21 protein-coding genes are annotated in these 16,878 nt (G+C 61.7%); 14 read left to right on the top strand and 7 right to left on the bottom strand.

Annotated elements, in window-relative coordinates; genetic code table 11:
* Positions 1 to 7: 7 nt before the first annotated feature.
* The 5 genes from QZ409_RS02780 to QZ409_RS02760 all read left to right on the top strand — a co-directional run bounded on the left by QZ409_RS02780 (position 8) and on the right by QZ409_RS02760 (position 2,688).
* Positions 8 to 598 carry a hypothetical protein gene (locus QZ409_RS02780; protein WP_296706880.1) on the top strand — a complete coding sequence of 197 codons (591 nt, stop codon included), beginning with the start codon at positions 8 to 10 and terminating at the stop codon, positions 596 to 598.
* 129 nt (positions 599 to 727) lie between these two features.
* Entirely contained in the window at positions 728 to 1,033 is a 306-nt protein-coding gene (locus QZ409_RS02775) for a hypothetical protein (RefSeq protein ID WP_296706878.1), read from the top strand.
* Between the two features lie 182 nt (positions 1,034 to 1,215).
* Complete coding sequence (locus tag QZ409_RS02770; protein ID WP_296706876.1) at positions 1,216 to 2,109, top strand: J domain-containing protein; 894 nt, start codon at positions 1,216 to 1,218, stop codon at positions 2,107 to 2,109.
* Positions 2,106 to 2,441, top strand: a complete 336-nt coding sequence (locus tag QZ409_RS02765) for a chaperone modulator CbpM (protein WP_296706874.1) — start codon at positions 2,106 to 2,108, stop codon at positions 2,439 to 2,441. The genes QZ409_RS02770 and QZ409_RS02765 overlap by 4 nt, the downstream gene beginning before the upstream one ends.
* Positions 2,442 to 2,490: 49 nt before the next feature.
* On the top strand, positions 2,491 to 2,688 hold the full coding sequence (locus QZ409_RS02760) for a hypothetical protein (RefSeq protein WP_296706872.1): 198 nt from the start codon (positions 2,491 to 2,493) through the stop codon (positions 2,686 to 2,688).
* 57 nt (positions 2,689 to 2,745) lie between these two features.
* On the opposite strand, the gene QZ409_RS02755 is transcribed toward QZ409_RS02760, so the two are convergent.
* Positions 2,746 to 3,351: a DUF2238 domain-containing protein gene (locus QZ409_RS02755; protein ID WP_296706870.1), complete on the bottom strand. Its 606-nt coding sequence runs from the start codon at positions 3,349 to 3,351 to the stop codon at positions 2,746 to 2,748.
* Between the two features lie 133 nt (positions 3,352 to 3,484).
* The gene (locus QZ409_RS02750; RefSeq protein WP_296706868.1) at positions 3,485 to 3,865 is read right to left on the bottom strand and encodes a PLDc N-terminal domain-containing protein; all 381 of its coding nucleotides are present in this window, start codon (positions 3,863 to 3,865) and stop codon (positions 3,485 to 3,487) included.
* Between the two features lie 221 nt (positions 3,866 to 4,086).
* Between QZ409_RS02750 and QZ409_RS02745 the strand changes: the two genes are divergently transcribed.
* Positions 4,087 to 5,043: a hypothetical protein gene (locus QZ409_RS02745; protein ID WP_296706866.1), complete on the top strand. Its 957-nt coding sequence runs from the start codon at positions 4,087 to 4,089 to the stop codon at positions 5,041 to 5,043.
* A gap of 24 nt (positions 5,044 to 5,067) precedes the next feature.
* On the opposite strand, the gene QZ409_RS02740 is transcribed toward QZ409_RS02745, so the two are convergent.
* Entirely contained in the window at positions 5,068 to 6,183 is a 1,116-nt protein-coding gene (locus QZ409_RS02740; protein WP_296706864.1) for a PA0069 family radical SAM protein, read from the bottom strand.
* Between the two features lie 122 nt (positions 6,184 to 6,305).
* Between QZ409_RS02740 and QZ409_RS02735 the strand changes: the two genes are divergently transcribed.
* The 3 genes from QZ409_RS02735 (at position 6,306) to QZ409_RS02725 (ending at position 9,220) form a co-directional block, all read left to right on the top strand.
* On the top strand, positions 6,306 to 6,833 hold the full coding sequence (locus tag QZ409_RS02735; RefSeq protein WP_296706862.1) for a transposase: 528 nt from the start codon (positions 6,306 to 6,308) through the stop codon (positions 6,831 to 6,833).
* A 131-nt stretch (positions 6,834 to 6,964) separates the two neighbouring features.
* On the top strand, positions 6,965 to 8,767 hold the full coding sequence (locus tag QZ409_RS02730; protein WP_296706861.1) for a radical SAM protein: 1,803 nt from the start codon (positions 6,965 to 6,967) through the stop codon (positions 8,765 to 8,767).
* Between the two features lie 6 nt (positions 8,768 to 8,773).
* Entirely contained in the window at positions 8,774 to 9,220 is a 447-nt protein-coding gene (locus QZ409_RS02725) for a cupin domain-containing protein (RefSeq protein ID WP_296706859.1), read from the top strand.
* Positions 9,221 to 9,254: 34 nt separating this feature from the next.
* Here the strand turns inward: QZ409_RS02725 and QZ409_RS02720 are convergent, their stop codons facing one another.
* From QZ409_RS02720 to mutY, 3 genes are all read right to left on the bottom strand, one after another.
* Positions 9,255 to 10,145, bottom strand: a complete 891-nt coding sequence (locus QZ409_RS02720; RefSeq protein ID WP_296706857.1) for a neutral zinc metallopeptidase — start codon at positions 10,143 to 10,145, stop codon at positions 9,255 to 9,257.
* A gap of 65 nt (positions 10,146 to 10,210) precedes the next feature.
* Entirely contained in the window at positions 10,211 to 10,480 is a 270-nt protein-coding gene (locus tag QZ409_RS02715) for an Imm74 family immunity protein (RefSeq protein WP_296706854.1), read from the bottom strand.
* Positions 10,481 to 10,502: 22 nt separating this feature from the next.
* On the bottom strand, positions 10,503 to 11,630 hold the full coding sequence (gene mutY, locus QZ409_RS02710; RefSeq protein ID WP_296706852.1) for an A/G-specific adenine glycosylase: 1,128 nt from the start codon (positions 11,628 to 11,630) through the stop codon (positions 10,503 to 10,505).
* Between the two features lie 20 nt (positions 11,631 to 11,650).
* Here mutY and QZ409_RS02705 point away from each other — a divergent pair, with 20 nt between their 5' ends.
* Complete coding sequence (locus tag QZ409_RS02705; RefSeq protein WP_296706851.1) at positions 11,651 to 12,157, top strand: DciA family protein; 507 nt, start codon at positions 11,651 to 11,653, stop codon at positions 12,155 to 12,157.
* 171 nt (positions 12,158 to 12,328) lie between these two features.
* On the opposite strand, the gene QZ409_RS02700 is transcribed toward QZ409_RS02705, so the two are convergent.
* A complete protein-coding gene (locus QZ409_RS02700; RefSeq protein WP_296706849.1) occupies positions 12,329 to 12,475 on the bottom strand; it encodes a hypothetical protein in 147 nt (48 codons plus the stop codon).
* A gap of 573 nt (positions 12,476 to 13,048) precedes the next feature.
* Between QZ409_RS02700 and QZ409_RS02695 the strand changes: the two genes are divergently transcribed.
* From QZ409_RS02695 to QZ409_RS02680, 4 genes are all read left to right on the top strand, one after another.
* Complete coding sequence (locus QZ409_RS02695; RefSeq protein WP_296706847.1) at positions 13,049 to 13,936, top strand: transporter; 888 nt, start codon at positions 13,049 to 13,051, stop codon at positions 13,934 to 13,936.
* A 457-nt stretch (positions 13,937 to 14,393) separates the two neighbouring features.
* Positions 14,394 to 14,744, top strand: a complete 351-nt coding sequence (locus QZ409_RS02690) for a hypothetical protein (RefSeq protein ID WP_296706846.1) — start codon at positions 14,394 to 14,396, stop codon at positions 14,742 to 14,744.
* Between the two features lie 201 nt (positions 14,745 to 14,945).
* Positions 14,946 to 15,524 carry a sigma-70 family RNA polymerase sigma factor gene (locus QZ409_RS02685; protein ID WP_296706845.1) on the top strand — a complete coding sequence of 193 codons (579 nt, stop codon included), beginning with the start codon at positions 14,946 to 14,948 and terminating at the stop codon, positions 15,522 to 15,524.
* A complete protein-coding gene (locus QZ409_RS02680; protein WP_296706843.1) occupies positions 15,521 to 16,279 on the top strand; it encodes an anti-sigma factor in 759 nt (252 codons plus the stop codon). Before QZ409_RS02685 ends, QZ409_RS02680 begins: the two co-directional genes overlap by 4 nt.
* Positions 16,280 to 16,878 lie beyond the last annotated feature (599 nt).

Genomic DNA, 16,878 nt, shown 5'->3' with positions numbered 1-16,878 from the left:
AAGCGCAATGAAAATCCACTCTGGCGGCCCGGTGCGCGCCTGGGAGACCGATCTGGCGCGCAATATGCGTAATGCGGCTCATACCCGGCCTTTTGGTCGGGTTTCCTACATCGAGGAATATAAGGAGCCGATCTTGCCCTCATTGCAAGAAACCCGCGCCGTCGTGACATTGGCGCCCGCGAAGTCTTCCGGATTAGCCGATCTAGGGGCGCCGCTAGACGACGCCGCCGTCGTCAAGAAAGGGCGCATCCATGAATATCTGCAACATCTGACGGATGGCAATATTGGACGCCGGTTCCAGGATATTCGCATCATCGGAATCAAGACGGTCGAGGCCGGAGTCCTTTCCGCCAAATTCTTCGTCCAATTCGAGGTATTCGGCGACAATACGGCGGCGCCGGCAAATGGAGTCGGTTTCGAAGCGGCCTTGTTCGCGGGCGAGCGGCCTTTGGCCAGCCTGTCATCGAGCAGCCTGTTCCTGCCCTATGCCAATTTCTGGTATCCGAACCGCTTCGTGTTCGAAGTGCCGATCGATGACTTCGATCAAGCGGACCGGCTGGAATTCATCGCGAAGCCGGAAGACGTTCGCGCCGTATAGTTGCGCACCGGCGACCGCAGGCGGACGACGGAGGCGCTTCGTCGCCCGCCATTGCCGCATGGCTGAAGGTCCGGCAAAAACCCGCGCCCAAAACCCGTTTGGCTGAACAGACATCTTGAGTGAAAACCCATGAGCTATCCCCTGGTCAAACGCGTGTCGCATCGGATGCTCGGCGAAATGCTGCGGATGATGCTGAGCGAACAGGTGTATTTCGATCTGACTCTGGAAGAGGGTCGGACATTGTCGCGCGCTTTCACCGCCGTGGCCTTCGACTGGCGGCGCACCGATTCCATTTATCTGAGCCCGATCGGCGCCGATGTGGAATTCTCGGCCGCAGTCGCGCAAGACGGCGTTCATGTCAAAACGGCGGATGAAGAGCGCCATCTGAACTGGGACGAAGTGACGGAATTGGCCGAGAGATTGGCCGTGGAGTGAGACGGCGGCCTGAACGACCACCAAGAACCGGCAATGCCGACGCTGCCAGCGACAATGCCGGCGTCAAACAGCGCCGGGCACAAAAAATCGCTGTCCTTTCCAGGGGTTTCTGCGTCATCCTGCGCGTGACTGGCGCCTCCTGACGAAAAGCGCCTTCCCCTGAAGGCCAGGGCGGCAAGCGAATGAAAGACCCATATGAGATTTTGAGCGTCGCGCGCGACGCTGAGCCGGCGGACATCCGCAAGGCCTATCATCGGCTGGCGAAGAAGCTGCACCCCGATCTCAATCCCGGCGACAAGGAGGCGGAGAGCCGCTTCAAGGAGGTCGCCAGCGCCTATGACCTTTTGTCGGACCCGGAAAAGCGGCGGCGGTTCGACAGCGGCGAGATCGATGCGTCAGGAGCGGAAAAACCGCCTGAAAAATATTACCGCGATTACGCCGCCGAGGCCGGCCCCGGTTATCGTTACGAGAACCAGTCCGGCTACGCCGATTTCATGGATAATGACGATTTCCTCGCCGAAATGTTCCGGCGGCAGGCGCGGCGAATGCGCGGCGCGGACGCTCATTACCGGCTCGCGGTCGATTTCCTCGACGCCGTCAATGGCGCGACCAAGCGGATCAGCCTGCCGGAAGGCGGCTCGCTCGACGTCGCCATTCCGCCCGGCCTGCAGGACGGGCAGATTTTGCGCTTGCGCGGCAAGGGCGGCGCGGCGCCCGGCGAAGGCGAACCCGGCGACGCGCTGGTGGAAGTTTCGATCAACCCGCACCCGTTCTTCACCCGCCACGGCGACAACATCCATCTCGATCTGCCGGTGACTTTCGGCGAGGCCGTACTTGGCGCGGAGATCAAGACGCCGACGCCAACGGGGCCGGTCATGCTGAAGACGCCAAAAGGGGCGAACACAGGCACGGTTCTACGGCTGAAAGGGAAAGGCGCGCCCCGGCGCGATGGGCGCGGCGACCTCCTGGTCAAGCTCAGGATCGTGGCGCCGACGGAACCGAACGCCGAACTCGAGGCTTTTCTCTCCAGCTGGGCGCCCGCCAATTACGACCCGCGCCGGGACATCAAGCCATGATCATCACCAAGCTGGAATTTCTCGAACGCGCCCGCATCGATCCTCCGACCCTGGAGGTCTGGATCGAAGAGGAATGGCTCATTCCAACCCGCTCGGCGCCGGAACCCGTCTTTTCCGAAGCGGATCTGGCGCGGGCGAAGCTGATTCACGATCTCATCGACGACATGGGCGTCAACGCCGAAGGGGTGGGCGTGGTCCTGAGCCTGCTGGACCAGCTTCATGGGCTGCGCCGGGCGATGGCGGAAGTCCTGAAGGAGGTCCACCACAGATCCGGCCATTCAAGTGAACAAGACGCTGGGCCTTCGGCGAATGAAGTTCAAGACGGGGGGTGATCTGCGGGGCCGGAGTGGTGAAATAGCGACAAACTCGGGAGGCGAGTTCATGGCTGAAGTGAAACATCTGATCGAGGAATGGATCGAGATAAGGGCGACGCTCCAGCGCCAGGTCAAATTGCTGGAATCAGGCCAAATTCCTGCTGAAGAAAGCAGCGCCACGCAAGCGACGGTCGCACGGATCAAGGCGCTGATTGACGAATTGAACGGGTTGTTGAAGGAATTTTCGCGGACCCACGCGCTGTAAATCCCGGCGCGTGGAAATCCACGAAACGTCATATTGGCGTCCCAAAGCGACCCGCGTTCAGGCCCCGGCGGCGGAGGGTGACGCCTTTCGCCAATAATAGATTTGCCCGAGGATAGCGCCGATTGTGGCGGCGAACATGTCCGATTGCGTGTCCCAGGGGTCGCCCTGCGCGCCGAGAAAGGCGTCCGCGTCCTGTCCGAGCAGCAGGGCCGACCACCATTCGATGAATTCATAAGTCACGCTGATGGCCATGCAGGTCGTGATGGAGAGGTAGCAAACCCAGCCCTTGCTGGTGACGCCAACCCTGCGCCGAAGGATTTCGGCCGCGATCAGGGATGGAACGAAGCCCTGAAAAAGATGTCCGAGACGATCATAGGGATTGCGCGCGAGCCCGAACAGGTCCCGAACCCATTCCCCGGGAGGCGCCTTGGCATAGGTATATTGGCCGCCGATCATCAGCACGACGCCGTGAAGGCAGATGAGAACGAGAATATAGCGCGGCAGGGGAAAGCTTGTTCGCGTGGCGAGCAGAACCGGGATGGCGATGAAGACCGGAAAGACCTCCAAGACCCAGGTCAGGCGATCGCTCGGGAAGAGGCCCGAGACGACTAGCCCCAGGATCCAGACGCCGATGACCCATGCAACATCGCTTTTGGCTTCCATCGCGCGGCCCTTCCGATGAACTATCCTGCGGACAGGATCAGTCGGCAATCTTGAATTTGGCGCAAACAAAAAGCGAAAGGCGCGCCGCCGAAGCGACGCGCCCAAAATCAGGATGCGATGAGGAAATTCAGTCTCAGTCGACCAGGCGCGCGCGCAACCGGGCGTATTCCTCGTCGGTGATGGTTTTGGATTGCTTCAGCTGGTCGAGCTTGAGCAGTTCATCCGCCACGCTGTAGCCAACGATGCGCCGCATGTCCTCGCGCGCATGCTTGACGTCCTCCAGCCGGCGTTCCGCCATGCCGCGCCCCTGGAAGATCAAATAGATCAGCACGCCGAGATAGGGCACGAAGATCAGCGCGACGATCCAGATCGCCTTGATCCAGCCCGAGACGTCATGGCGGCGGAACAGATCGCCGATCACATTGATCAGGATCCAGATCCACATGATGAAAAGGAAAATAGTGATGGCGTCAGCCAGAAAGTTCCAGAAATTAAAGCCGCCGTCGAAAAGCATGGCATGTCCTGTCGTGGTGTGAATTCATGGCGCGGCGGGGTCGATCCCTAATTGATCGCCAATAATCCTGAATATGACTTTTTCTAGCCTGTTCCAAGGACAGGAACAAGCTTCCCGGCGTCGCTATTCCTGTTTTTCAGTTCGCGAGCCGCACGCACGCCTTAATGATGCCTTTACCATGTTGGGCCAAAGCTGACGTCAAATTCGGGACGGAAAAGCCCATGGGATATTTATACCCGCCGCCCGGCGACGCGCCGGTGATCGTGATGAAGGACGTGGGCGGCGACGTCCGCGCCTATAGCGCGCAGACGACCGCCTATATCCAGAGCGGCCGCGAGGTGCGCCTGCATGAGTGCCGCTCCGCCTGCACGCTCGCCCTCGCGGCGCCGAATGTCTGCGTCTATCCTGACAGCGTGCTGCGATTTCACAAGGCCTATAATCCAATCACCAAGGCGACCAACGAAGACGTCTCGAACGCGATGCTGTCCGCCTATCCGCCCGCCGTGCGCCAGCGGCTCGGCGTCCTGACGCGGCAATATAAATCCCTGACCGGGTCGGAACTGATCCGCCTCGGCGTGCGCGACTGCAACGCCCCCTCCCAGCCGCGAATCCTGATGGCGCGCGCCACTCCTGGCCCCGTTCGCGGGGAAAACTCGCTCTCCAACGCCTTCGGCGGCTTGATGTCGGGGTTCGGCTCAACCCAGATTCCCGCCTATAGCGGCTATTACGCGCCAGTTCAGGTACAGCGCGTGAAGCCCCAGAGCGCCGGGCTTCAGGTCGCCGAGGCAGCGCCATCCGCAGCCGGCGCCCCACGCTCCGACGCAACCGCCGCCCAGACTGCCGCCGCCGAGCCCGCCGCAATAGCCACCGCGGAATCCGCCGTCGTCCCGACGCCTCCCGCCGCCGCTCCAATCCCGCGACCGCGCCCGAGCGATCTCGTCGCGCCGCCCATGCAAATCGCACGGGCCGAATCCGGCCCGCCGGCTTTCCCGCCGGGCAATGCGCCCGATGCAAGCCCGCAGCCAGCCGATCCCCCGCTGCCCCCTTTCAGGCCTCTGGCCCCCGCCGCGCCGCCGGCGAAAGTTACGCGTTGGGGCGCTCCGATCAACGGATCGGCGCCGGCGCTGGCGTCGGCGCGCTTCGCGCCCTTCCCCTATCGGCTGACCCGCAAGAGCTGACCCGCAAGGGCTGACCGCGCCTTTTCAGAACAGACTCAACTGCCGCGCGCCCCCGTCCGGCCTTTTGAAGAGATCGGTCCGCAGCCGGATTCGCGTCTTGCCGAAGCCGATCTTCTCGCCGGCCAGTTCGAAACGCCGCCCGAGCATCCAAGCGTAAGGACCTGTTCCGGTCATGCGCTTGCCCCAGGCCGAATCATAGATCTTGCCTTCCCGGGCAGAGCGCAGCAGCGAGAGCACCTTGCGATATTTGTCGGGGAAATGCTCGAGCAGCCAGCCGGCGAAGAGATCCTGCGTCTCGAGCGGCAGCCGCAGCAGGATATAGCCGGCCTCGCGCGCGCCATGGGCGAAAGCGCGGGTCAGAATGGTCTCAATTTCATGGTCGGTGACCCCGGGGACGACTGGCGCGACCATGACCGCAGTGGGAACGCCCGCCGCCGAGAGCTTCTCGATCGCTTCGAGCCGCCGCGCCGGCGTGGTCGCGCGCGGCTCCATCGCACGGGCGAGATCGCGGTCGAGCGTCGTGACCGAGAGCGCGACCTTGACCAGTCCTTTGGCCGCCATCGGCGCGAGCAGGTCGAGATCGCGCAGGACCAAAGCGGATTTGGTGACAATGGCGACCGGATGGTTGGCTTCCGACAGAACCTCCAGAATGAAGCGCATGACCCGGTGTTCGCGTTCGATCGGCTGGTAGGGGTCGGTATTGGTCCCGATCGCCAAGGTCCTGGGCTGGTAGCCGGGGGCCGACAGCTCCCGCTTCAGCACCTCGGCGGCATTGTCCTTGACGAAGAGACGGCTCTCGAAATCCAGCCCCGGCGAGAGGCCGAGAAAGGCGTGGGTCGGCCGGGCGAAGCAATAGACGCAGCCATGCTCGCAGCCGCGATAAGGGTTGATGGAGCGGTCGAAGGCGATATCCGGCGAATCATTGCGCGTGATGACCGTTTTTGGCTTCTCATGCGTGACCTCGGTCTTGAACGGCGCCAGATCGTCGAGCGTGCCCCAGCCGTCGTCGAAATCGGCGCGCTGGAATTTCTCGAAACGGCCTGAAACATTGCTCGCCGCCGCCCGGCCACGCCTGCGCCCGGGCGCGACAGGCGCGCCATCCTCAGCGCCTGAAGGCGGATTATGGGCCGATAACGCCATCGTCACCTCTTGCGATTGAGCTGATTTTTGAGAACAAAAACGATACAAAGAACATTTAATGAACATTAACCCTTTGTCAAGCCGCTTGCCAAAGGCGTGATTTCAACTAAACGCATCGCCCCATGGTCATGGCCGTCGTTCTGTCCCCGTCGCTCCTCGCCGCCGCTCCCGCGCCTCGGGCGGCGGAGGCTGTCGCGCGCAGCCTTTGCGCGCTGGTGCGCGCCGCGGTGGAAGGCGTGGTGCGGGACGCGATCATCATCGGCAAGGCCGACGACCAGCTCGGAGAAATCGCCAATGAGGCCGGGTGCGCCATGATCGAAACCCGCTCCGCGGCCGAGGGCCTCGCGCGGGCCGTCGCGCAATCGCGCAGCGAGATCGCCTTCGTCCTGAAGGGCGGCTTCATCCCGCAGAACGGCTTCATCGAGGAGGCGAGCGATCTTTTGCTCGGCGCCGCCGATTTTCGCGGCGCGCGGCTATTACGGGAACCGAACAACCTGCTGACCCGGATCGCGCCGGGTCTGGCGGAGCCGGTCGGCGCCTTCGTCCTTTGCTCCGCCCTGCGCGCGGCCGCCCCGCGCGACATCAAGGAATTGATCCGGCGCGCGAAAATTCGCCAGACGCTTCACATCCGCGCGCAAAAAGTGGTCTGAATGGCGCGCAAAAGGGCGAAAACCCGCCCATTCGACGCATTGCTGCTTTCCCCGGGCGGGCGGATCGACTAAAGTCGCGCGAAGATTTCGAAGTAAAATCAATAGCGCCGAGCTTTAGCCAAGGGTTGAGAATGACGCCTGAGACGATCTCCCAGACCGCCGCCCGCATCTTCAATGTCGTTCTGATCAAACCAACCCATTACGACGATCAAGGCTATCCGATTCAATGGTTCCGCTCCGCGATTCCATCGAATACGCTGGCCTGCATGTACGGGCTCGCGCAGGACGCGGCGCAGCGGCGCATCCTCGGCGACGACGTCGAGATTCGCCTGCACACCATTGACGAGACCAACACCCGCATCCGTCCGCAAGAAATCATGACGATGTTGCGCGAGACGGGCGGCGAAGGCGTGATCTGCCTCGTCGGCGTGCAATCCAACCAATATCCGCGCGCCGTCGATCTCGCCCGGGTCTTCCGCGCCAAAAATATTCAGGTCGCCATCGGCGGCTTCCACGTCTCGGGCTGTTTTTCGATGCTGCCCGAAATTCCGCCGGAGATCCGGGAGGCGCAGGAGCTTGGCGTCTCGCTTTTCGCGGGCGAGTCGGAAGCCGGACGGCTCGACGGCTTCCTGAGGGACGCCTTCGCCCGCCAGCTCAAGCCGCTCTATAATTATCTCGACGACCTGCCCTCGCTCGAAGGCGAGCCGCTCCCGATCCTGCCACGCGCCCGCGTACGCCGAACCATGGGCAAGCTGTCGAGCCTCGATTTCGGGCGCGGCTGCCCCTATCAATGCTCATTCTGCACGATCATCAATGTGCAGGGCCGCAAGAGCCGCTACCGCAACGCCGACGATCTCGAACGCATCCTGCGCGAGAACCAGGCCCAGGGCGTGAACCGCTTCTTCATCACCGACGATAATTTCGCCCGCAATTCGCAATGGGAGCAGCTGTTCGACCGCATCATCAAGCTGCGCGAAGAAGAGGGCATGACCTTCGGCTTCACCATCCAGGTCGACACGCTCTGCCACAAGATTCCGAATTTCATCGAGAAGGCGACCCGCGCCGGCGCCAACCGCGTGTTTATCGGGCTTGAGAACATTAATCCGGACAATCTGATCGGCGCCAACAAGCGCCAGAACAAGATCACCGAATATCGCGCCATGCTGCAAAAATGGCGCGAGCACGGCGCGCATACCGCCGCTGGCTATATTCTGGGCTTTCCGGCCGATACCAAGGAAAGCATCCTGCGCGACATCGAGATCATCAAGCGGGAACTGCCGCTCGACATTCTCGAATTCTTCTTCCTCACCCCGCTGCCGGGCTCGGAAGACCATAAGCGCGCACTCGCGCAGGGCGTCTGGATGGACCCCGATCTCAACAAATACGACCTCAACCATCGCGTCACGCATCATTCGAAAATGTCGGACAAGGAATGGGAGGAGGCCTATCACGCCGCCTGGGCCGCTTATTACACCGACGACCATGTCAAGACGGTGATGCGCCGGTCTGCTGTCCATGGGCTGCGCTCGATTAAGTCGTTGACGTCCAAGCTGCTGATGTTCCACCTCATGATCAAATATGAGGGTGTGCATCCGCTGGAAGGCGGCGCCCTGCGAATGAAATTCCGTCGGGACCGCCGCCCGGGCATGAAGCTTGAAAATCCGCTGATCTTCTATCCGCGCTATGGCTTCAAGACCCTTCGCAACGCCATCGGCTATTGGCTGACCATCCGCAAGTTCCGCAAGATCCAGCAGGAGGTTGTCGAGGCGCCGGACCGTGAGACCTACACGGACATAGCCGTCGCCAAACCGAACGCGCAGGAATTCGAGGACATGGAGCTCTATCACGCCACTTCTGGCGGCGAGAAGGCTCTGGCCCGCAAGAAGCGCGACGAGACCATCCGCAAGGATGCGCATTTGCACGCCGCCGAATAGGCTGACGTGATCGACCTTCGCGACCCCTCGCTCAACGCGCAAGCGGTGCGCGAGGCGCTTGGCCTCGCGCCGCATCCTGAAGGCGGCGCTTTTCGGGAAATCTGGCGCGATACGCCCGACGGTGGCGGACGCGGCGCGGCGACCAGCATTTTCTTCCTGCTGGCGGCGGGCGAAATCTCGCATTGGCATCGCGTGGACGCGGCCGAACTCTGGCTCTGGCAAGCGGGCGCGCCTTTGACGCTCGAATTGAGCGCGAACCCGCCGCAGATCGAGACCATCTCGCTCGGGCCTGATCTCGGCGCCGGGCAGAAGCTTCAGGCGATCGTTCCGGCCGGCGCCTGGCAGGCCGCGAAAAGCCTCGGCGCCTGGACGCTGGTCTCCTGCGTCGTGGCCCCGGCCTTCAAATTTTCAGGATTCGAACTGGCGCCGCCCGACTGGTCGCCGGGCGGCTAGAAACGCTTGCAAGCTGGCCGCCGCGCCGGCAACCTTATTGCGATTGCGCAAAAGTGTTGCAGGACGAAACCTTGCCGGACTGCAAGCCGCGCTGCAGCCATTGGACGCGCTGCGCCGAAGATCCGTGGGTGAAGGAATCGGGCACGGCGAAGCCGCGTTGTGATTTCTGCAAGCGGTCGTCGCCAATGGCCTGCGCCGTGGCGATCGCCTTTTCGACGTCCCCCGGGTCGATATTCTGCCATTTCTCATTGGCGTTGGCCGCCCAGACGCCGGCAAGGCAATCCGCCTGCAATTCGATGCGCACCGAAATGGCGTTGGCCTGCGCCTCCGAGGAGGCGTTCTTCTGCGCGGCCTGCGCCTTGGGCAATACGCCCAGCAAATCCTGAATGTGATGCCCCATCTCGTGCGAAATCACATAGGCATAGGCGAAGTCGCCGCCGCCGCCCAATTTGGTCTTCATGTCGCGGAAGAAGGAGGTGTCGAGATAGATCTTGCCGTCGATCGGGCAATAGAACGGCCCCATCGCCGATTGCGCCGTTCCGCAGCCGGAAGACGTCATGCCGTTGAACAGCACGATGGGCGCCGGCTTGAATTTCACGCCGGTCTGCGCGGGCAGAACCTCGCCCCAGACCTGCTCGTTCTGCGAGAGGATCGAGGCGACGAACCGCCCGACCTGATCCTTGGGCACGCCGACCTCGCCCTTGCGCGCGACCTGCTGCTGCCCGCCGCCGCCCATGTGGCTGACCATTTCCGCGCCGCCGATCAGCAGGCGCGGGTCGATCCCAAGCGCATAGCCGACCAGTCCCAGCACGATCATGGCGCCAAGGCCGAGATGGCCCGACGATCCGCCCCCGCCGCCGGCATATTGGGTGTCGCCGCGGCGATCCTCGATATTTTCAGACTGACCGTAATCTTCCCATTTCATCGCAATTCGTCTCCGCGAAGGCGCGCGACTCTTCTAGCAGCCCCAAGCCCGATTGGGAAAATTGTTCATTCGTAGGCCACTTCGAGCCCGATCTTGTCGAAGGCCTCGTCGATGGCTTCGAGGATCGTCTGCAATTCGTTCATTTCGATTTCGGTTTCCTCGTTGGGCGGGTCCCAGCAGACGATGTCGTCGAGCAAGACGATGAAATCCGCCGCCTCCTCGGCGCCGGGCGGCGCCGCGGCCGGCATGATGGTGCGGGTGCGCCCCCGCCAGACCACGCGTATCGCGCCTTCGGTCAGCTCCACCTCCGGCTTGTCGCCGCGCCTCCTGCTCATGCCTGTCTCCGCTCCCGCCGCATCATGAACCGATCTTCTCTCCAGACAAGCCCGAAACGGCGAGAAATCCAAGCGCCGCACGCTCAGCCTTTCGCATCACGCTCGGCAAGGCGGCGGCGCGCATTTGTGGTTCGTCCTGCCAGCGCCCCCCTTCCGGCGCCGGGGCGCTGTGCGGGGCTTCGGCGACAAATACTGCCAGTTTCAGCGCGAAATGGGTGAAAACATGCTCGATTTCTCCCGCGTGACGCCAATCGGCGTGTGCGTGCGGCGCCGCCGCGCCATCGCCAGTTGGCGGCAGCGCCGCCCAGTCCGCCGGCCGCTCGCTGCGCCAGTCCGTGCCGAAAAACTCCTCCATGCCGCCGAGCAGACCGCGCGGCGGCCGCGTCCGGGTGAGCACGGCGCCATCGGATCGGCGCAGGTAAAACACCGCGCCGCGCCGCAGCGGCCTCGGCTTCTTCGCAGCCTTGCGGGGATAATCCTCCTGCGTCCCCGCCGCGCTGGCGGCGCAGTCGCCGCGCAGCGGGCATAACACGCAGGCGGGGTTGCGCGGCGTGCAGATGGTGGCGCCAAGGTCCATCATCGCCTGCGCGAAATCCCCCGGCCGCACGCGCGGCGCGATTTCCGCGACAAGGGCCGAAATCTCCTTCTTCGCCGCCGGCATAGGCGTCTCGACCGCCCGCAACCGGGCGATCACGCGCTCGACATTTCCATCCACCACAATGGCGGGACGGTCGAAGGCGATGGCCGCGATGGCCGCCGCCGTATAAGGGCCGATCCCCGGCAGGCGGAGCAGATCCGCCTCGCTGTTGGGAAAGCGCCCGCCATGATCGCGCACGATGCTCTGCGCGCAGGCGTGGAGGTTGCGGGCGCGGGAGTAATAGCCAAGGCCCGCCCAGGCCTGCATGACCGCCTCGACCGGCGCCGCCGCGAGATTTTCCACGCGCGGCCAGAGCCCCAGGAATTTCGCGTAAAAGGCGCCCACCGCCGCGACGGTGGTCTGCTGGAGCATCACTTCCGACAGCCAGACGGCGTAGGGGTCGGGCTTTTGCCCCGGCGCCGCGCGCCATGGCAGGGTGCGGCGGCTGCGGTCATACCAGGCCAGCAGCCTCTCCCCGACGCCGACGCCCGAATTGATCTTGCCTTTGCCCATGGGACTCCCACTATGACCGGATGGCGCCGCGTCAAAAATATTCCAAACCCGTTCCGCTCGCGGATTTCGTTCGCGCGGCGGTCGATCCGGCTTTGGCCAAACAGGGATTCGGCGAATCCAGCCTCATTCTGCACTGGGATGACATTGTCGGCGAGCGCGTCGCCGCCTGTTCCGAGCCGATCAAGCTGCAATGGCCGCCGCGCCCCGCCAAGCGCCCGCCCGATGCGGCCATCGAGCCAGCGACCCTCGTGTTGCGCGTCTCGGGCGCCATGGCGCTCGAAATCCAGCATATGGCGCCGATTCTGATCGAGCGCGTCAATTCCCATCTCGGCTGGCGCGCCGTGGGCAAGCTGGCGATCCGGCAGGGGCCGCTGAGCAAAACCAACAGGCCCGCGCGCGTCGCCCCGCCCGATCCGCAAGCTCTGGCCGAGGCGGAAAAGGCGACCAAAGGCGTCGAGGACGAAGATTTGCGCAGGGCTTTGGCGCGGCTGGGCGCGCGCGCGCTGCGCGGGCCGGCGGGGCGGTGACCCGCGATTTGTTCTTGTCTGGGCGGGGCCTAATTATGCAAATCGCATCGCCGCCGCAATCCGCGCGGTAACGTGTCCGGCAACGAGCGTTGTCGGACACTCTTTTTTATTCAATGAAGATGAATAGTTTTTATGTACGCCTCGTGAGTTCAGGGAGTCGTTTTTAGTCACTCATCCCTTCTTCTTGAACAGACTATCTACAGGGTCTTCTCTTCCCTGTGATTTCTGATAGGCAGACGGTAAGCCTTTTTTCGCGTGAGCTTGATCCGCCTTCGGCTTTTTGGCCTCTTTATTCCCTCTAACTTGACCCTTAGCCATCGTTCCCTCCCTTGGTCATGCTTTGTGCGACGGGCGGCCTCAATCGCTGCCGTTTCGACACCTGGCGGAGCATATTTGCCGATATTCGTGCCTGCCCCGACCCAAAATGGTGATCGCAAGGCGTTCGTCACAGCCCACCCATTCCCAAAAGGGAATGATTTCGTCAGTTATCAACGGCATCCTGCGTTCGAGGCGCTTTCTTCGCGGTCCAACAGAGCTGGGTCACCGTAATGCCAAGTTATTTTGCAATTGGTATCATGTCACCGCAATACGCTAAAAAAACGCCCCAACAGGCTCGAATGTTATGAAGACGTATATTTTCTCAAATAGTTGAAAAAAATAAAAATTTTCTACGTTTTTTTGCTTGAAAATCTCTACCTTTGCTGGACGATCAACCGTCGCAATCAAGTATATCCAACCGCAGGCGTACTCTGGCATCGAGGCTTCGGTTGGAGGCGGTTTCGATTTTTGCGGAAATGCGCTCCTAGAGGCTGTCAATGGAGCCCGCAAGTCCCGAGGCGGTCCCATTGCGTTTTGAGGCCGTCGAGCGTTGAAAGAACAGGATCGGTAACAATGGATTCGAAGAGACTTGCATCATTTGGATCGGTCGGCTTTTTCCTGTTGAGCCTGTCGGTCCAGCCGGGACGGGCCGATGATGCGGCGCCCGCGGTTGACAAAAGCAGTTACAACCTCCTGAATCCCACCCCTCCCGACGCGATGCGCGCCTTCGCGCCGGAGCGGCCCACCAAGATCCTCAATCCCTTCACCGTCGACGCCGGCCATTTCCAGGTTGAGGGCGATCTTCTCAATTATGTCCGGACCAATGATGAGGGCCTGAAAACGCAGTCTTTCCAGACAGCCGATCCGACGATCAAGCTCGGCATCACCAGCTGGATGGATTTCGAACTTGTCCTCAACGCCTATCAGACTTTGACCACGCGCAATAATCGGACTGGCGAGATCTTCGCCAGCGCCCGTGGCTTCGGCGACACCATTCTGAAAGCCAAGATCAATCTGGTCGGCAATGACGGTGGAACTTTCGCGGCGGCTATCGTGCCTTGCGTCAAGCTGCCATCGGCCGCTCCGGGACTCGGCAATGGAGTTGTCGAAGGCGGCGTCGCCTTGCCCGTGCAGATCAGTCTGCCGGGCGATTTCGCCCTCGGCTTGCAGACCGAAGTTGACGCCCTGAAAGACGCGAACGACACCCGGCGTTACGCGAATTTCGTCAACATCGCCAATCTCAGCCATACCGTGCCCTTCATCAGCAAGGACCTGACCGCCTCGATCGAGTTTTTTTCCTCCGTCGGAACCGACTCCTACACGCCCGCTGTCTATACCTTCGACGTCGGTCTGGCTTATCTGGTTCTGCCGAATGTGCAGCTCGACGCGGGCGCCAATTTTGGCCTGACCAAATCGTCGCCGGATCTCAATCTCTACACGGGCGTCACCGCTCGTTTTTGAGCCGGTCGCGGTCAAGGCAGGGTGGAAGTAAAGCCGAGGCGAGGGAATTGCGGGACTGGATCGTATGGCGTGAACGCGCCCTTGGCTGGCCTGCGATCCCGAAGGTGTACGTAGCTTTATTATGCTATTTGTATCATGTCACCGTAATTGTCACAGCCCACCCATTCCCAAAAGAGAATGATTTCGTCAGTCAAGCATCAACGCCATCCTGCGTTCGAGGCGCTTTCTTCGCGGTTCGTCAGAGCTGGGTCACCGTAATTGCGAGTTATTTTGCAATTGGTATCATGTCACCATAATGAAGCGGGACCATTGGCCGATTCACGCTTCGCTTTAATCCATCGAAAAATAGTTTCTGCCGTCGGGAATAAGTTTTCGCTGTCGAAGGTCTCCTGTTCATCGCGCCAATGTGGCGCGCCACGGAGGCGCGAAACAGCCTCCTAGCGTACAGGAGAAAATCATGTCGATACGCATCGCGACTGCAACCACCCCGGCACTGCTCTCGATCACGGATGGGCCTATGCTGCAACTCCGTCGTTCGGAACATAAAACAAAAAGTACCGTCGCCATCGCGATGCTCGCAGCGGCGGCCCTCGTCGCGAATATTGCCGACGCAGCCGCCTCGAACCACAACCGACATTCTGCAGTGTCGACGCCCAGGAGCAGCTGGGTCGCTCATTACACGCCGTCAGACAATGGCGGCAATGATCATGGGGTTTCAGCCTGGTCCTGTGTCAGACCCAGCGAAGGCGATGGCGCATATCCAGACATTCTGGCGGACATGTTGTATCATCGCTATGATAAATGCTGATATTCCTGCCGCCCTGGCTGCTTTAGGGCGCCGGCGATGAATACCGGCGCCCCAGGGCGGTCCATTGCAAACCAGTTTTAAAAGAGACGCGGTTTCGGACCCCGGAGCGACTTTTGGGACAAGCAAGCGCGGCAAAGGCCGGCCTGCGACGTTATCGAGTTCCTGAAGTCGCGAGCGCGATGAAACGAGGAGGCGTCGTAGATGCTGACCCGAGACGTTTCGCTACGCCCGCACGCAAATGACGATGAACCCGGCCGGCCATTTGACGAGCGGATGTTCAACGCTGTGGTCACGCCCCATCTCGATGACGCCTATCGTTTCGCTCGCTGGCTGACGGGCAATGCTGCCGACGCCGAAGACGTGGTGCAGGAATCCTGCCTGCGCGCAATGAAAGGGTTGACTAATTTCAACGGCCATAGCGCCAAGGCGTGGCTGGTTGCGATCGTCCGCAACACGGCCTTCACCTGGATGGCGCGCAACCGGCCAAAGGCCTTGGTTCTGACCGACGATCTTGAATCCGCCGAGCGCTCTTGCGCCGATGCGCCACGAGCCGAGAGTCCTGAGGCGGAGCTTATCGCCAAGGCGGATGCGGCATTGCTGCAGAAGGCTATCGCCGAGTTGCCAGCGACATTCCGCGAGGCTCTGGTAATGCGCGAATTCAATGACATGAGCTATCGGGAGATCGCCGAGGCGACCGGCGCTCCCGTTGGCACGGTCATGTCTCGCCTGGCGCGCGCCCGCGCTTTGCTGATCGAACGGATTGGAAAGGAATTGTCATGAGCGAGACGTCGAACGATCAGCGCTTGATGATGCACGCGGCGCTGGATGGCGAACTCGACGCCGCCGGTGAAATCGCCTTCGAGCGAGCGCTTGCTGACGATCCCACGCTGGCGAAGGAATTTCAACGTCAGCAAGCTTTGCGTCGCGCCTTGCGCGAAAAGTTCGCTGGCGAGGCCGCGCCTGCCGCGTTACGCGCCCGCATAGAAGCCAGAGCCCGGCCCGCCCGCGCGCTCAGCCGCCGCGATGCTTTCTCGATGGCCGCCTCACTTGTTTTAGGCGTCGGCATTGGCGGCGGCGCGATGTTTTTGGGACTTGGCGAACGGCGCGCGCCAGGTCCGGGTGACGCGCTGGTCGCCAGTCATCGCCGTGCTTTGCTTGCTGCAAACCCCGTCGACATCGCCTCAAACGACCGCCACAATGTGCGACCGTGGTTCGACGCGCACATCGCGGTCTCGCCGCCAACGCCCGATCTTGCTGCGCAAGGCTTTCCTTTGGTCGGCGGCCGGATAGATGTGATCCAGGGCGCGCCGGCGCCCACGCTGGTTTACCGCTACAACGGACATTATATCAGCGTTACAGCTCTGCCCGCCGCCAGCGCTGCGACTCCGGCGGCTGCGCCAGCGGGCTATCACATCGTCGCGTGGCGAGGCGAAGGCTTCAATTACTGGGCGATCAGCGACGCTGACCAGCCGCAACTGGAAGATTTCGCACGCGCATTCAAGGTCGCGGTGGATAGCTCGACGCCTCCACGGTGAGAAGTTGGAATTACGGTGCGGAATTACGGTGACATGATACGAAATCTCCGATTCCGCACCGTCCCAACCTCGCCGTTTTCGGCAAGCGTCTGAGTTACGCCGGTTTCCTGAATCGGCGTTACACCGCCAAAATCCGTTCATCCTCAAATCATCATCCAAATTCGTCGCCTCAAAATCCAGAAATGCAGCCCTAAAAATAATCGGATGTTACGAAGCAGCTCCGGTCAAGGCCAGACGCATTTTGACGCGGGGACGACTTATCGACACTCTGACGTGCCACTGAAATGTCATCCAGCGATGATTAGAGTCTCGGGCTGTTTTACGCCGTGTGGCGCGGGTGGAGCAATCTGCGATTGGCGGAGCTGGTTCGGGTTGCGCAGCCGATCGCAGATTGCGGGAAGGGAGGCGGCATAGGCCGCCGGGGTAAGATAGGCGAGGGCCGAATGCGGCCGCCGGTGGTTGTACAACCCGATTTGAGAAGACCCACGGGACCGTTAGCCGGAAGGTCTTGTACGCGCTTCACCCCTGGTTCGGGCAGGACGTGTTCGTCCATGCCGTGATTGACAAAGCCAACGCGGCGGTTTTCCGCTGCACCTTGG

Source organism: Rhodoblastus sp. (genome assembly GCF_019449565.1).
Lineage (GTDB): Bacteria > Pseudomonadota > Alphaproteobacteria > Rhizobiales > Beijerinckiaceae > Rhodoblastus.
Note: the sequence above shows the minus strand (reverse complement) of the source record. Positions and strands in the feature narration are given on the sequence as shown.

What these genes read in the sequence shown, in the direction of transcription:
- QZ409_RS02780 (WP_296706880.1), top strand. Translation starts at nt 8, where the DNA reads ATGAAAATCCACTCTGGCGGCCCGGTGCGCGCCTGGGAGACCGATCTG.
- QZ409_RS02775 (WP_296706878.1), top strand. Translation starts at nt 728, where the DNA reads ATGAGCTATCCCCTGGTCAAACGCGTGTCGCATCGGATGCTCGGCGAA.
- QZ409_RS02770 (WP_296706876.1), top strand. Translation starts at nt 1,216, where the DNA reads ATGAAAGACCCATATGAGATTTTGAGCGTCGCGCGCGACGCTGAGCCG.
- QZ409_RS02765 (WP_296706874.1), top strand. Translation starts at nt 2,106, where the DNA reads ATGATCATCACCAAGCTGGAATTTCTCGAACGCGCCCGCATCGATCCT.
- QZ409_RS02760 (WP_296706872.1), top strand. Translation starts at nt 2,491, where the DNA reads ATGGCTGAAGTGAAACATCTGATCGAGGAATGGATCGAGATAAGGGCG.
- QZ409_RS02755 (WP_296706870.1), bottom strand. Translation starts at nt 3,351, where the DNA reads ATGGAAGCCAAAAGCGATGTTGCATGGGTCATCGGCGTCTGGATCCTG.
- QZ409_RS02750 (WP_296706868.1), bottom strand. Translation starts at nt 3,865, where the DNA reads ATGCTTTTCGACGGCGGCTTTAATTTCTGGAACTTTCTGGCTGACGCC.
- QZ409_RS02745 (WP_296706866.1), top strand. Translation starts at nt 4,087, where the DNA reads ATGGGATATTTATACCCGCCGCCCGGCGACGCGCCGGTGATCGTGATG.
- QZ409_RS02740 (WP_296706864.1), bottom strand. Translation starts at nt 6,183, where the DNA reads ATGGCGTTATCGGCCCATAATCCGCCTTCAGGCGCTGAGGATGGCGCG.
- QZ409_RS02735 (WP_296706862.1), top strand. Translation starts at nt 6,306, where the DNA reads ATGGTCATGGCCGTCGTTCTGTCCCCGTCGCTCCTCGCCGCCGCTCCC.
- QZ409_RS02730 (WP_296706861.1), top strand. Translation starts at nt 6,965, where the DNA reads ATGACGCCTGAGACGATCTCCCAGACCGCCGCCCGCATCTTCAATGTC.
- QZ409_RS02720 (WP_296706857.1), bottom strand. Translation starts at nt 10,145, where the DNA reads ATGAAATGGGAAGATTACGGTCAGTCTGAAAATATCGAGGATCGCCGC.
- QZ409_RS02715 (WP_296706854.1), bottom strand. Translation starts at nt 10,480, where the DNA reads ATGAGCAGGAGGCGCGGCGACAAGCCGGAGGTGGAGCTGACCGAAGGC.
- mutY (WP_296706852.1), bottom strand. Translation starts at nt 11,630, where the DNA reads ATGGGCAAAGGCAAGATCAATTCGGGCGTCGGCGTCGGGGAGAGGCTG.
- QZ409_RS02705 (WP_296706851.1), top strand. Translation starts at nt 11,651, where the DNA reads ATGGCGCCGCGTCAAAAATATTCCAAACCCGTTCCGCTCGCGGATTTC.
- QZ409_RS02700 (WP_296706849.1), bottom strand. Translation starts at nt 12,475, where the DNA reads ATGGCTAAGGGTCAAGTTAGAGGGAATAAAGAGGCCAAAAAGCCGAAG.
- QZ409_RS02695 (WP_296706847.1), top strand. Translation starts at nt 13,049, where the DNA reads ATGGATTCGAAGAGACTTGCATCATTTGGATCGGTCGGCTTTTTCCTG.
- QZ409_RS02690 (WP_296706846.1), top strand. Translation starts at nt 14,394, where the DNA reads ATGTCGATACGCATCGCGACTGCAACCACCCCGGCACTGCTCTCGATC.
- QZ409_RS02685 (WP_296706845.1), top strand. Translation starts at nt 14,946, where the DNA reads ATGCTGACCCGAGACGTTTCGCTACGCCCGCACGCAAATGACGATGAA.
- QZ409_RS02680 (WP_296706843.1), top strand. Translation starts at nt 15,521, where the DNA reads ATGAGCGAGACGTCGAACGATCAGCGCTTGATGATGCACGCGGCGCTG.